This is a genomic window from Microbispora sp. ATCC PTA-5024 (genome assembly GCF_000511135.2).
GTDB classification, from domain to species: domain Bacteria; phylum Actinomycetota; class Actinomycetes; order Streptosporangiales; family Streptosporangiaceae; genus Microbispora; species Microbispora corallina.
In genome coordinates this window covers 113,732-126,473 of the sequence record NZ_KI866524.1, presented here as the reverse complement: position 1 = coordinate 126,473, position 12,742 = coordinate 113,732, and the positions used below count along the sequence as shown (strand labels likewise).

General features: G+C 74.9%; 10 protein-coding genes. 4 read left to right on the top strand and 6 right to left on the bottom strand.

Annotated elements, in window-relative coordinates; genetic code table 11:
- Positions 1-1,057 (top strand): molybdopterin-dependent oxidoreductase (locus MPTA5024_RS21320; protein WP_157099629.1); only part of this gene is annotated, 1,057 nt, incomplete at its 5' end.
- Between the two features lie 573 nt (positions 1,058-1,630).
- On the opposite strand, the gene MPTA5024_RS42415 is transcribed toward MPTA5024_RS21320, so the two are convergent.
- On the bottom strand, positions 1,631-2,236 hold the full coding sequence (locus MPTA5024_RS42415; protein ID WP_198167316.1) for a hypothetical protein: 606 nt from the start codon (positions 2,234-2,236) through the stop codon (positions 1,631-1,633).
- Between MPTA5024_RS42415 and MPTA5024_RS43685 the strand changes: the two genes are divergently transcribed.
- Positions 2,186-3,769, top strand: coding sequence for a toxin glutamine deamidase domain-containing protein (locus tag MPTA5024_RS43685; protein ID WP_232326585.1), 1,584 nt, complete (start codon positions 2,186-2,188; stop codon positions 3,767-3,769). The two genes, MPTA5024_RS42415 and MPTA5024_RS43685, sit on opposite strands and share 51 nt — an antisense overlap.
- 79 nt (positions 3,770-3,848) lie before the next feature.
- Here the strand turns inward: MPTA5024_RS43685 and MPTA5024_RS21310 are convergent, their stop codons facing one another.
- The 4 genes from MPTA5024_RS21310 to MPTA5024_RS21295 form a co-directional block, all read right to left on the bottom strand.
- The gene (locus tag MPTA5024_RS21310; protein ID WP_036327305.1) at positions 3,849-6,326 is read right to left on the bottom strand and encodes an ABC transporter permease; all 2,478 of its coding nucleotides are present in this window, start codon (positions 6,324-6,326) and stop codon (positions 3,849-3,851) included.
- 3 nt (positions 6,327-6,329) lie between these two features.
- Positions 6,330-7,073: an ABC transporter ATP-binding protein gene (locus tag MPTA5024_RS21305; RefSeq protein WP_036327302.1), complete on the bottom strand. Its 744-nt coding sequence runs from the start codon at positions 7,071-7,073 to the stop codon at positions 6,330-6,332.
- 112 nt (positions 7,074-7,185) lie between these two features.
- Positions 7,186-7,851: a response regulator transcription factor gene (locus MPTA5024_RS21300; RefSeq protein WP_232326635.1), complete on the bottom strand. Its 666-nt coding sequence runs from the start codon at positions 7,849-7,851 to the stop codon at positions 7,186-7,188.
- A gap of 63 nt (positions 7,852-7,914) precedes the next feature.
- Positions 7,915-9,090: a sensor histidine kinase gene (locus MPTA5024_RS21295; protein ID WP_036327300.1), complete on the bottom strand. Its 1,176-nt coding sequence runs from the start codon at positions 9,088-9,090 to the stop codon at positions 7,915-7,917.
- 166 nt (positions 9,091-9,256) lie between these two features.
- Here MPTA5024_RS21295 and MPTA5024_RS42410 point away from each other — a divergent pair, with 166 nt between their 5' ends.
- Positions 9,257-10,159 (top strand): hypothetical protein, encoded by a 903-nt coding sequence (locus MPTA5024_RS42410; protein ID WP_036327298.1) that lies wholly within the window; start codon positions 9,257-9,259, stop codon positions 10,157-10,159.
- 13 nt (positions 10,160-10,172) lie between these two features.
- Here MPTA5024_RS42410 and MPTA5024_RS21285 read toward each other — a convergent pair whose 3' ends face one another.
- Positions 10,173-10,781: a hypothetical protein gene (locus MPTA5024_RS21285; RefSeq protein ID WP_036327296.1), complete on the bottom strand. Its 609-nt coding sequence runs from the start codon at positions 10,779-10,781 to the stop codon at positions 10,173-10,175.
- A gap of 166 nt (positions 10,782-10,947) precedes the next feature.
- Here MPTA5024_RS21285 and MPTA5024_RS21280 point away from each other — a divergent pair.
- Positions 10,948-12,742 (top strand): histidine kinase dimerization/phosphoacceptor domain-containing protein (locus tag MPTA5024_RS21280; protein WP_157099628.1); only part of this gene is annotated, 1,795 nt, incomplete at its 3' end.

The window sequence follows — 12,742 nt, the reverse complement described above, 5'->3', positions numbered from 1 at the left end:
TTTGCTCACCGGCGTGGCGGTGACCGTCGGCGTCGCCGGCGCTGCGGGGCTGGGCGGGCGGCTGCTGTCCGGCTTCCGGGACGTCGACCTGGCCCGCCGGGACGTCGCCCGGACGCTGCCGCGCGCCGCGGTCCCGGCCCGGCCCATCCCGGCGGGTGCCGACCTCCGGATACCCGGCCTGTCGCCGTTCGTCACGCCCAACAGCGACTTCTACCGCGTGGACACGGCCCTCGTCGTGCCCTCGGTCGACCCGGCGGCCTGGACGCTGAAGATCCACGGCCTGGTGGACCGGCCCGTCGAGCTGACCTTCGCGGAGCTCCTCAAACGGCCTCTCGTCGAGGCCGACGTCACCCTCACCTGCGTGTCCAACGACGTCGGCGGGCCGTACATCGGCAACGCCCGCTGGCTCGGCGCCCGCCTGGCCGACGTGCTGCGCGAGGCCGGCATCCGCCGCGACGCCGACATGCTGCTCAGCGTCTCCCAGGACGGCTGGACCTGCGGCACCCCGGTCGACGTCGTCATGGACGGCCGCGACGCCCTGCTCGCCGTCGCCATGAACGGCGAGGTGCTCCCGGCGGCCCACGGATTCCCCGTGCGCCAGGTCGTCCCCGGCCTGTACGGGTACGTCTCCGCGACCAAGTGGGTCACCGAGATCAAGGTCACCCGGTTCGACAGCGACGAGGCCTACTGGACCCCGCGCGGCTGGTCGGCCAAGGGGCCGATCAAGACCGAGTCGAGGATCGACGTGCCCAGGGACGGGGACGACGTCTCGGGCGGCCGTACCACGATCGCGGGCGTCGCCTGGGCCCAGCACCGGGGGGTCGCGGCGGTCGAGGTGCAGGTCGACGGCGGGCCGTGGCGTCAGGCGACGCTGGCGGACGTCCCCGGGCCGGACACCTGGCGGCAGTGGTCGATCCAGCAGGACCTCCCGAAGGGCCGGCACACCATATCCGTGCGGGCGACGGACGCGACCGGCTACACCCAGACCCCTGTGGAGGCGCCGCCCGCCCCCGATGGAGCCACCGGATACCACTCGATCGTGGTCCAGGTTCGCTGACCGCCCATCGACGGCCATTTCCGGGCGAACCGCGGGGTCGTACGTCTGGAGTTGGAAAAACCCGCCGTCGTCTCCGCCGGGCCGCCTCTAGCATCGGCACCCTGATGTGCGCGAGGGAGGGGGCCGCAGCGCGTGAACCAGGAAAGGGCCCGACGGCACGCCAGGTGGCGGTTGCCGTCGGGCGTGTACAACCCCGTCGTGACGGCGGACGGCCGCCGGTGGCGCGACTACGAGCAGGCCGCCGAGGCGCCGGCTCCGTCGCTCGAGGACAGGCGGATGGAGCTTCTCGTCCCGGCCCTGACGAACGGCGCGCAAGCTTTGGGCGGCGTCGTCGCGAACGGCCGGGGGAACGGCGTGACCGGCGCGAACGGCACGTCATCGGCGGCGGTCGGGGGGAACGCCGCCGGGGACGCGCACGACGCCTCGGCTGACCGCTCGAACGCTGAGCCGGACGCTGAGCAGCGCGCTGCTTCGGGCGCTGTGGAGCAGACGGACCGGGTCGCGGGGGAGACTTCGGCGGTGCCCGGGGACGGGGAGCCGGGCGCCCCTGGAGAGGCTCCGGCGGCCGCCGGGTTACCCGTGTCTCCGGCCGGCGAGCTTCAAGACGCGCTTGAGCCGGGAGAGCCCGGAGAGCGGTGCGAGCCCGGCGAGACGACGTCCCCGGCCGAGCCGTTCCCGGACCTCACGGCGCCCGGCGCGCTCGGCGCCGAAGAGATCGGGCAGGACGCCGCCACGCCCGCGCCGGTTCCGTCGCAGAGCTCGGAGGGCCACCGCGATCCCGGCATGGCGGACGCCGGTCTCGACGCTCCCGGCGCCGACGTCGAGAACGGCCACGGCGAGCCCGATCCCGCGCCGATGGCGGAAGCTGACCAGGCTGGTCTCGACGTTCCCGACGCAGTCGTCCCGGACGGCTTCGGCGAGCCCGGTTTCGCGCCGATCGCGGGAGATGGCCATACGGGTGACGCCGCGGACGGTCGTGGCCAGCCTGGTCCCGCGCCGATGGCGGAAGCTGACCAGGCTGGTCTCGACGGTCTCGACGGTCTCGACGGTCTCGACGGTCTCGACGGTCTCGACGGTCTCGGCGCAGTCGCCGCGGACGGCGGTGGCGCGGTCGAAGGGCCCGGGGCCGTGGACGCGGGCGCTCCGGACGGCGACGAAGAGCGCGACCCGGACGAGCACGACCGGACCGGGTCGGGCGTTCCCATTGACGCTCTGGGCGAGTCCGCCGACGGGCAGGGCACGGCGTATGACACCCTCCCGCCGGTCGGCGACGGTGACGACGCCGGTGTCGCCGTTCCCGCCTCCGTCTGGCAGGCCGGGCGATCCGAGGCGGAGGCGGTGATCGACGCGGCGTACCCTGTGGAGAGCGTGCGGCCCGCCGACGAGTTCCCGCTCTCCGGCCTCGCCGTGCCGCCCCGCCAGGCGGTGCAACCGGACGGGATCGAGCCGGACGTGGTGGACCGGCCAGGTCGGCCTGCCCGGGCCCCCCGTACGGCCCGGGCGCGGCAGCCGGAGGAGGCGGGGGAGAGCACCGCTGTGCGGGCGGAGACGCCGACCGATCCGCTGCCGCACCCCCTGGCCGCTGACCACCGGGAGCCCGGGTACGCGGCACCGCCTCACGGACCGGCGCCCACGGCGGACCCCGACCTGCCGGCCCGCGTCGCCCATCAGCCGATCCAGAGCGTGCGGCGCACGCCGGTGGCGGACGCGGTCCGCGCGTTCAAGGCCGAGGCGATGGCGGCGGCCTACGACGACACGGCCTACGACGACATGGCCTACGACGACACGGCCGACGCGGCTGCCGAGGACGCGACGCAGGACGTGGACGCCGCGAACCCCGACGGGCCGGCCGGTGGAGGGACGGCCGTTCCTCACGGGCCGGAGACCGGCACCGACCGCCTCCCGGGCGGGCGCATGGGCGACCTGATGGCCGACCTGCTGGGGAACCCGGCACGGCCCGAGCCGAGATCGGCGCACCCCGAGCTGACGGCCCGGCCGCTGCCCGGCCTGAACGGCGACCCGCTGGCGGACGCCCTGGCCGCGAAGCTGTTCACACAGGTCGAGGGTCTGTGGACGACCGCCTTCGACGAGGCGGAGCGCGACTGGCTCGACCGGCCGTCCCGTCCGCCGAGGCTGGAGCACACCCGACCGTACGGCAGGCCGGGCGGGCTCGCCCAGCCTGACCCGGAGACGCGGCAGAGCCTCGTCCAGGCGGTGAGCGGACGCTTCCCCGACCCCCGGGGCACGTGGATCAGGCTGATCAACGCCGAGGGGCCGTCGGAGGACCCGTTCAGGTCGAACAACGCCGTCGACTGCGCCCTGTCCGTCATGTCCACCTGGCACGGCGAGCCGGTGGTCGCGGCGCGGCGGCAGCCGGAGTTCGACCCGAACGGACGGCCGCTGCTGACCGGGGAGACGGGCGGGGTGACCCGGGCCGAGGAGTGGCTGGGGCAGCGCTTCGAGTACGTGGGGCACGGCCGCCGCGCCTACGTGGCCATCGCGCAGCGGCTGATCTTCGGGGGGCACGGCGCCGCCGCCGTCCTCATCACCCGATGGCCGGGCGGCGGCAGCCACGCCTGGAACGCCGTCAACTGCCGGGGCGAGGTGCTCTGGATCGACGCGCAGCGCGGGCACATGGCCCTCGAACCGCCGTACGAGGACGTGACTGGGGTGTTCGCCGTGGTCATCGACCGCCAGGGCCAGCGGCTCTGACCCCGGCGCGTGGGAGGGGTGGGCCGGCCGGCCCACCCCTCCCGTCATCCGTCCCGTCTGCCAGCGGGAGCCCGCCTTCTCAGGCGCTCGCCAGCGAGCCCACGATGGAGGCGCGGGCGGCCCTGCGGGCGGGCAGCACGGCCGCCAGCACGCCGGCCAGAGCCGACGCGACGATGAACAGCAGGATCTGCGTCACGGGCAGCCGGAAGCTGATGTCGTCCCTGAGGGTCTGCGTGGCGGCCCAGCCGTACACCGTCCCGAGCACGACGCCGACGAGCGCCCCGACGAGCCCGAGCACGAGCGCCTCGACCGACAGCATGCCGCGCAACTGCGGCCGGGTCAGCCCGAGGGCGCGCAACAGCGCCGACTCCCGGGTCCGCTCGTGGACCGACAGCGACAGGGTGTTCGCGATGCCGAGCAGCGAGATGACGATCGCGAGCCCGAGCAGCCCGGTGACGATCATCAGCATGCTGTCGAAGGCGCCCTCGAACTGGCCGCGGATCTCCGTCGTGCTGCCCACCTTGACCGCCGGGTAGGCCCTGGTGGCGTCGTCCACCACCTTGCGGGCGGTCTCCGGCGGCACGCCGTCCTTGCGGTCGACGAGGATCTGCGCGTCGTCCACGGCGCCGAAGTACCGCTGGAAGTCCTCCTCCGGCACGGTCACGGAGGGCAGCAGGGACAGGTCGGACGACAGCACCGCCACCACCCGCGCCTTCGCCTCGCCCTTGCCCCCTCCGATCGTGACGGTGTCGCCGACGCCGACGCCGAGGTTCTTGGCGGTCGACTCGTTCAGGGCGGCCTGGCCGTGTCCGAAGCCGGCGAGGGTGCCCGAGGTCGCCTGCAGCTTGACGGCCGTGCCGAGCGACGACTGCGTCACGGTCCCGATCTGGTCCTCGCCGCCGTTCAGCGTGCCGTCCTTCGCGCGGAACTCCGTCACCGACGCCAGTTCCGGCCGGGCGCGCAGCGCGTCCGCCACCGACCGCGGCACCGTGCCCGACTGGGCGGCGACCAGGTAGTCGGCCGGGAACTGCCGGTCCAGCTCGTCGCCCACCGTCGCCCGGACGGTCGCGGTCAGCACGGACATGAACGTCATCAGCGTGACGCCGATGGTCAGCGCGACCGTCGTGGTGGCCGCGCGCTTGGGGTTGCGGCGCGAGTTCTCCACGGCGAGGCGTCCCGGCACCCCGAACAGCCGCCTCGGCAGCCACCCCGCCAGGCCGCTCAGCGGTCTGACCAGCACCGGGCCGAGGATCAGTACGGCGAAGAACACGAGCACGCCGCCCGCCATGACGACCATGAGCCCGGTCTCGCCCGGCGGCATGAGCACGGCCGCCGCGGTGAGCCCGGCTCCGGCGAGGCCGAACAGGGCGGCGAACACGACCCGGACGACGCCGGCGCGGAACGTGTGCTCCTCGGCCTGGGTGCGCAGCGCCGCGATCGGCGGCACCCTGGTCGCCGAACGGGCCGGCAGCAGCGCCGCGCCCACGGTGACGAGGATCCCCGTGGCGAGCCCGACGGCGATCGTCTGAGGGGTGAGACGGGCGGTCCCGCCCGGCAGGTCGGTGCCGAGCCGGCCGATGACGAGGATGGCCGCCGCGCCGAGCCCGAGCCCGATGAGCAGCCCGGCGACCGACGAGATCAGCCCGACGACGGCCGACTCCAGCACGATCGAGCCGAACACCTGCCGCCTGGTCGCCCCGATGCAGCGCAGCAGGGCCATCTCCCGCATCCGCTGGGCCACCAGGATGTTGAACGTGTTGTAGATGACGAGGGCGGCCACCAGCAGCGCCACCACGCCGAACAGCAGCAGCCCCACCGTCAGGAACCGGGTGTCGGTCCCCGCCCGCTGGGCCAGCTGGTCGGCCCGCTGCGTGCCGGTCTTCACGTCGGCCGCAGGCCCGACGGCCGTGGCGACCGCGTCGCGCAGCCGCTCGGGCGACGGGCCCGCCGTGACCGCGTCGATCTCCCGGTAGCCCTTCTCGCCCGTCATGCGGCGGGCGGCCGCGGCGGTGAAGTCCACCGCGCCCCGGTACGCGAGGTCCTGGTCGACGCCCACGTCGAACAGCCCGACGAGCCGGAACTCGTGCCGCGCGTTCTCGTGGTCGAGCACGGAGATCGTGCCGCCCACGGCGAACCCCTGGGCCTTCGCCGTGTTCCGGTCGAGCACGGCCTCGTCGTCGGAGGCGGGCGCCCGGCCCGCCGTCACCGTGAGCCGGCCCGCGGGGATCGACACGCCGGCGGTGGGGACGTCGCCCACGGCCTTGCCGTCCCTGCCGATCAGGGCGGCGGCGCCGGCGACGACGGGCTGCGCGTCCCGCACCCCCGGCACCTTCCGTACGGCCGTCAGAACGCTCTCCGGCAGCGCGTCGTCCTTCGCGAGGACGACGACGTCGACCTTGTCGGCGTCCGCGGCGAACTTCTGCGAGAAGCCCGCCTGCAGGGTGTCCGTCAGCACGAACGTCCCGGCGATGAAGCCGACCCCCAGCGTGATCGCCAGCGAGGTCAGCAGCAGGCGCAGCTTGTGCGCCAGGAGCCCGGCGAGAGTGGTCCTGAACACGGCTCAGGCCTCCAGCGCCACGAGCGTGTCGAGGACGCCCTGCGGCGTCGGCCGCTCCAGCTCGCTCACCAGCAGCCCGTCCCGCAGGAACACCACCCGGCCGGCGTACGACGCGGCCACCGGGTCGTGGGTGACCATCACGATGGTCTGGCCCAGCTCGCGCACCGAACGGCGGAGGAACGACAGCACCTCGGCGCCGCTGCGGGAGTCGAGGTTGCCCGTGGGCTCGTCGGCGAAGATGACCTGCGGCTTGCTGATGAGCGCCCGCGCCACCGCCACCCGCTGCTGCTGGCCGCCCGACAGCTCGCTCGGCCGGTGCCTGAGACGGTCGCGCAGGCCCACCGTCTCGATCACCCGGTCGAACAGGGCCTGGTCGGCCTGCCGCCCGGCGATCTCCAGCGGAAGCCGGATGTTCTGCTCGGCCGTGAGCGTCGGCAACAGGTTGAACGCCTGGAAGATGAACCCGACGCGCTCGCGCCGCAGCATCGTGAGCTGCTTGTCGCCGAGGCCGGTGATCTCGACGTCGCCGATGCGGACCTCGCCGCCCGTCACCGAGTCGAGCCCCGCGAGGCAGTGCATCAGCGTCGACTTGCCCGACCCGGACGGGCCCATGATGGCCGTGAACGCCTGGGAGGCGAAGCCGACGTCGATCCCGCGCAGGGCGTGCACCGCCGCGTCGCCCTCGCCGTACACCTTGGTGAGTCCTCGCGCGACAACTGCGGTGCGGACATCGGTTGCTGTGGTCATGAGATCACGCTAGGGGCGCGATCCCCGCGTTTCCTCGGCCTGCCGGACGGGCTTCGGCTGCCCCTCCCGGAGGGCGGGGCGGGCCGTGTGCGACTTCTGAGGTACGCGTGCGTCAGCCGTGAGGACGATCGGGCGTCACGACACCCGTCTCGTACGCGTACACGACCACCTGGGCCCGGTCGCGCAGCCCCAGCTTGGCCAGGATGCGTCCGAGGTGGGTCTTCACGGTCGCCTCGGCGAGGTGGAGCCGCGCCGCGATCTCGCCGTTCGACAGGCCCCGGGCCACGTGGTACAGCACCTCCCGCTCGCGCGCCGTCAGCAGCCCCGCGTCCCGCGTGCGCGCGTCGCCCTCCGGCAGGAGCACCGCGAAGCGGTCGAGCAGCCGCCGCGTCGTGCTCGGGGCCACCACGGCGTCCCCCGAATGCACCGACCGGATGGCCGTCACCAGCTCCGCCGGCGGCACGTCCTTGAGCAGGAACCCCGACGCCCCCGCCTTGATGGCCGCGAAGGCGTACTCGTCCAGGTCGAACGTCGTCAGGATGAGGACCCGCGGGCCGCCCGGCGTCGCGCAGATGAGCCGGGCCGCCTCCACGCCGTCCATCCGGGGCATGCGGACGTCCATGAGCACCACGTCGGCCTCCAGCGTCCGCAGCGTCTCGACGGCCGCCCGGCCGTCGGCCGCCTCGCCGACGACCTCGATGTCCGGCTGCGCCCCCAGGACCATCCGGAACCCCGTCCGCACCAGCTCCTGGTCGTCGACCAGCATGACCCGGATCACCGACACCTCACCGCCACCTCACCGCCACGCCGTCTCCTCGCACTCGCGACACCGTACGGCGGCTCACGCGGCCACGCCCACCGGGATCCGCGCCACCACCTGGAAACCGCCGCCCGGGGAGGGTGCCGCCTCGACCACGCCGCCGTACATCGCGACCCGCTCCCGCATGCCGATGAGCCCGTGACCCCCCTCGAGACGGGGGGCGGCCGCGCCCCGGCCGTCGTCCCGGATCCGCAGCTCGACCTGGCCGCCCGCGAAACGCACGTCCACCCGCGCCCGCGCGCCGGGCCCGCCGTGCTTCAGCGTGTTCGTCAGGGCCTCCTGCACGATGCGGTAGATCGCCAGCTGCTCGCCCTCCGGCAGGTCGCGCGGCGTCCCCGACACCGCGAACTCGATCGGCAGCCCCGACTCCGTCACCTGCTTCACCAGCTCCGCGAGCTGCGCCACCCCCGGCTGGGGGGCGTACTCCTCGGCCGGGCTCCCGGCGTCCTGCCGCAGCACCCCCACGAGCCGCCGCATCTCCGCCAGCGCCTGCCGCCCCGTCGCCGAGATCGCGTGCAACGCCCGGCGGGTCTGGTCCGGGTCGGTGTCCATCGCGTACGCCGCCCCGTCGGCCTGCACCACCATCACGCTGACGTTGTGCGCCACGACGTCGTGCAACTCCCGCGCGATGCGGGCCCGCTCCGCCGAGGCCGCGATCCGCGCCTGCTGGTCGCGCTCCCGCTCGGCCCGCTCCGCCCGCTCGACCAGGCTCTCGACGTACCTGCGGCGGGTGCTGACGTAGATCCCGGCGATCCAGATCGCGACGACGAACACCGACGACGACGGGAGCGTCCGCAGCGTGTCCCCCCACCAGCGCACGACGGCCAGCAGCAGCCCGAACTCGGCGACCAGCCCCGCCGCGACCGCCCAGCGCGGCGCACAGCGGCTGGCCACGGCGTACATCGCGATCAGCACGGCGAGATCGGCGGGCACGATCTGGATGTCGGCCACCCACTGCCCGAAGCACAGCAGCGCGACGACCGCGAACACCTCGCGCGGATACCGGCGCCGCCACAGCAGGGGAACCAGGAGCACCAACGACAGCAGCAGGATGCCCGTCCTGCCGAGGTGCACCGGCGACCCCGGCGAGGAGAACGCCGACGCCGACAGCAGGCAGATCAGCGCCACCGGCGACACGGTGAGCGCGTCCACCAGGGCGCTGTGGTGCGCACCCCAGGCGCGCAGTCTGCCGAACACGCCTACAACCATACGTATCGGCTGCTCAGCGCTGGTCAGCCTTGCGGCGGATCCCCTCGTACGACTCAGGTCGCAGGTTCGGCCCCGTTTACGCCGTCCTTACGGATCTCGGCGCATTCTTACTGGCGGGGGTGCTTCGCTGGATCGGGGTAAAGGGAGATCTGTGATGGCGGATCACGACGCAGGGCCGCGCGGCGCCGAGGACGAGCCGCGCGGCCCGGGGCCTGCGGAGACTCCGGCGTCGTCCGCCGCCCCCCACGACCCCGCCGCCGAGCCCACCGCTCACCGGTCCGACCCCGCAGCCGAGGCCGCAGGACCGGCCGATGAGCCGCACGGGCACGGGACGGGCACCGCGGCCTACACGGCCCCCGCGCCGGACGCCGCAGCCGAGGCCGCAGGACCGGCCGATGAGCCGCACGGGCACGGGACGGGCACCGCGGCCTACACGGCCCCCGCGCCGGCAGCGGGATCGGCCGCTCATCCGCAGGCACCGGCCGGTGGAGCGGCGGGCGCACCCGGAGCCGGCGACGCGCGCTTCGCCACCGGACCCGGCGCAAGCGGCCCAGGTCACGCCTACGGCCCTGGACAGGGCGGCGGCTACGCCTACGGCCCGGGCGGCGCCGGGTGGAACGCGCCCGGATGGGGCGCCCCGCCGCCGGCGCAGCCCCCCACTGCCCTCTCCCGCGCCCTGCCGCCGCCGGGCCGCCGAGGGCCGTTCGTCGCGGTCGGCCTGGCCGGGCTGCTCATCGGCGTCCTGCTGGGCGGCGGCGCCGTGGCCGCCGGCACCGCCCTGTGGCACCGCGCCCACGACCACTACTACCGCGTGAGCTGGGAGGAGCGGGGCCCCGGCCAGAAGGACGCACCGTTCGGCCGCCGCTTCGGGCCGGGAATGCCGGGGATGCCGGGGATGCCAGGGGGGCCGGGGCAGCGCGACGGCGGACTTCCCCGGTTCTGCCAGCGGACCCCCACGGGCTTCCGCTGCGACATGCCCGGCCCCGGCGCGACCCCCTCGGCCCCGCCGGTCCCGTCCGCTCCGCCGGTCCCGCCGCAGCCGTCCCCGACCTCGTAGCCGGCGCCGCACTTCAGCGACTCACCGCACGCTCCCGAACGCGTCGCGACACCACCACGGCGACCGCGGCGTACACCGCGACGTAGGCCGCGGCGAGCAGCAGAGCCGAGCCGCGGAAGCCCAGCGGTCCGCCCTCGCCCACCGGCCCGCCGACCACCCAGCCGACGGCCAGCGAGAAGCCCGCCCACCACGGCAGCACCTTGGCGAGCAGCAGCGCGACGGCGAACAGCACCACGCCGACCAGCGACACGAGCATCGACAGCAGGTAAAGCGGGCCGAGCGACTCGGCGTCGGCGCTGAACAGCGACGCCACGAGCGGCGGCACGAAGCCGATCGTGCCGGCCGTCGTCAGGATCAGGGCGAGCGTGCCGAGCCTGCCGTCCCGGCCCTCGTGCAGCGAGTGGATCGCCGCGACCGACACCAGCAGGGCGCCGATCAGCGGGAACCCGTCCACCGTGAACGCGTAGTCGGCGGCGTCGACGATCCGGTCGTGCTCGGGGACGGTCGTGAACAGATCCAGCAGGGCGAGCGCAGCGGCCGCCGCCGCGCCGGTGAGGAGCCCGATCCGGGCCAGCAGATACGGCCGTGGGCCGGAGGCAGGGGCGTGCGTCTGTGCGGTCATCGTCGAACTCTCCTCGTCGTAGGGGGATGACCCGCATGACGCTAGGAGCGCACGGCATCCCCGTCGTCCGGCCATGCGGGGAGATCCGGGTCAGCCCGTCGTGCGAGCCGGAAATCCGACCGGGGTGGGACGACGCCCGGGACCGGCGTCGCCTATCGTGCGGGCGATGAGCATGTTCCCGAGGCCGATCTCCGCGCCCTCCGGACCGCCGTCCGGCGCGGTTCGCGGGCGGTTCGCCTCGGCGCTGTCCGCGTTCCCGCCCGCCTCCGTGGACGCCGACCTGCTCCTGGGGGCCGCGATCGCGGCGGCGATGGCCGTCGTCGCGGCGTTCGACGGGCCGGAGGGGCTCAGCGGCCGCGTCGGCGCCGTGATCGCGGCGCTCGGCCTGCTCATCCTGGCCCGGCGCCGACGAAGCCCCCTCACCACCGTCGCCGTCGTGGTGACGGTCGCGCTCGTCGAGGCCGCCGCGGCCCCGCACGGCAACCCCGGCCCGGTGTTCCTCGCCCTGATGGTGGCCGCCTACTCGCTCGGCGCTCACGCCGCGACCTGGTCGCTCGTGGGCGGCATGGCTCTCGCCTCCGCCGCGGTGGCGGCCGCGCAGTACCTGACCCCTTCACAGGGGTACGCGCACGCGACCGCGGACGCGTTCCTGATCGTCCTGCTGGTCGTGGCGCCGGCCTCGGTCGGTGGGATCGTGGGCGCCCGCCGGCGGCTGGCACACCGTCTCGACGCCGGCGGTGAACGGCTGCGCGCCGGCCGCGACGACCGGATAGCCGCCGAGCTCGCCCGGGAACGCGAGGGCATCCTCGCCGCGCTGGCGGTCCTGCTCGCCGGCCTGGACGACGCCAGGAGGCACGCGGCCGTCGAAGGACTGGCCGACGTTCGCGCGCTGGAGAGCCTCGGCCGCGACATGCTGACCAGGCTGCGGGCTCTGGTGGGCGGCCTGCGGGAAAGGGACGAGGGCGGCAAGGAGCCCGTCCAGCCGGTCGCCCTGCTGCGCGCGCAGGTGCGGCAGGCCCTCGCCCTCACAGACCTGTCCGACGACGTCGGACAGGTCCGGCTCACCCGCTGGGCCGTGCTCCGCCCGTACCGGCTGGACGCGGTGCTGGCCGTCCTCGCCGGATGCGTGCTCGCCGGGCTCGTGGCGCCCGAACTCGCCGGCGGCCCTCCCGGCCTCGCCCAACGGGCCGCACACACGCTCCTCGCGGCTGGCATCGCCGTGCCGCTCGCCTGGGCCCGCCGGCGGCCCGTGACCTCGGCCGCCGTGTGCTCCGCCTTCGCCGCGGCCTACACCTGGGCGACCGCCTCACCCGACCCGCTGGCCGGCCTCCCGCCGTCGGCCGTCCTCATCGTGTCGCCGTTGCTGGCCGGGGCGAGCCGCCCGCTTGGGAGGGCGTTCGCGGGCCTGGCCGTCTGCCTCGCGGGCGGGATCGCCGTCAGCGTCGTGAGCCGCGCCGGGACCGTCACCGCCCCGGAGGCCGCCGGCGCGCTCGCCGTGCTGGTGGGTTGCTGGGGCGCGGGATGGGTGCTGCGCGACGCGACCGAGGTGCTCGCCGCGCGCGCGCAGGCGGCGATCGCCGCGGGTGAGGAGCATCGCGAGCACGCCCGCGCCGCGCTGGCCGAGCAGCGGGCCCGTCTCGCCAGGGAGATGCACGACGCGGCGGGGCACATGATGACCGTCATCGTCCTGCAGGCCACCGCCGCGCGCCGCGTCTGGGACGCCGAACCTGCCCTCGCGGCCCAGCACGTCGACGTCCTGCGCCGGACCGTCGCGGACGCCCTCGACGAGCTCCGGCCCCTTGTGCTCTCGCTGGCGCTCGCGGACGGACGCGCGGCGATCGGGCTCGCAGGCCTCCCCATGCTTGTGGACCGCGCGAGGACCTGCGGACTGAGAGTAGAGCTCACCATCGACCCCAGCACCAGCACCAGCCCCGACCCCAGCCCCCACCCCAGCCCCAGCT

Excerpts from the sequence above, each read along its gene's own strand:
- MPTA5024_RS21305 (WP_036327302.1), bottom strand. The coding sequence starts at position 7,073 with ATGACCACAGCAACCGATGTCCGCACCGCAGTTGTCGCGCGAGGACTC.
- MPTA5024_RS42410 (WP_036327298.1), top strand. The coding sequence starts at position 9,257 with ATGGCGGATCACGACGCAGGGCCGCGCGGCGCCGAGGACGAGCCGCGC.
- MPTA5024_RS21285 (WP_036327296.1), bottom strand. The coding sequence starts at position 10,781 with ATGACCGCACAGACGCACGCCCCTGCCTCCGGCCCACGGCCGTATCTG.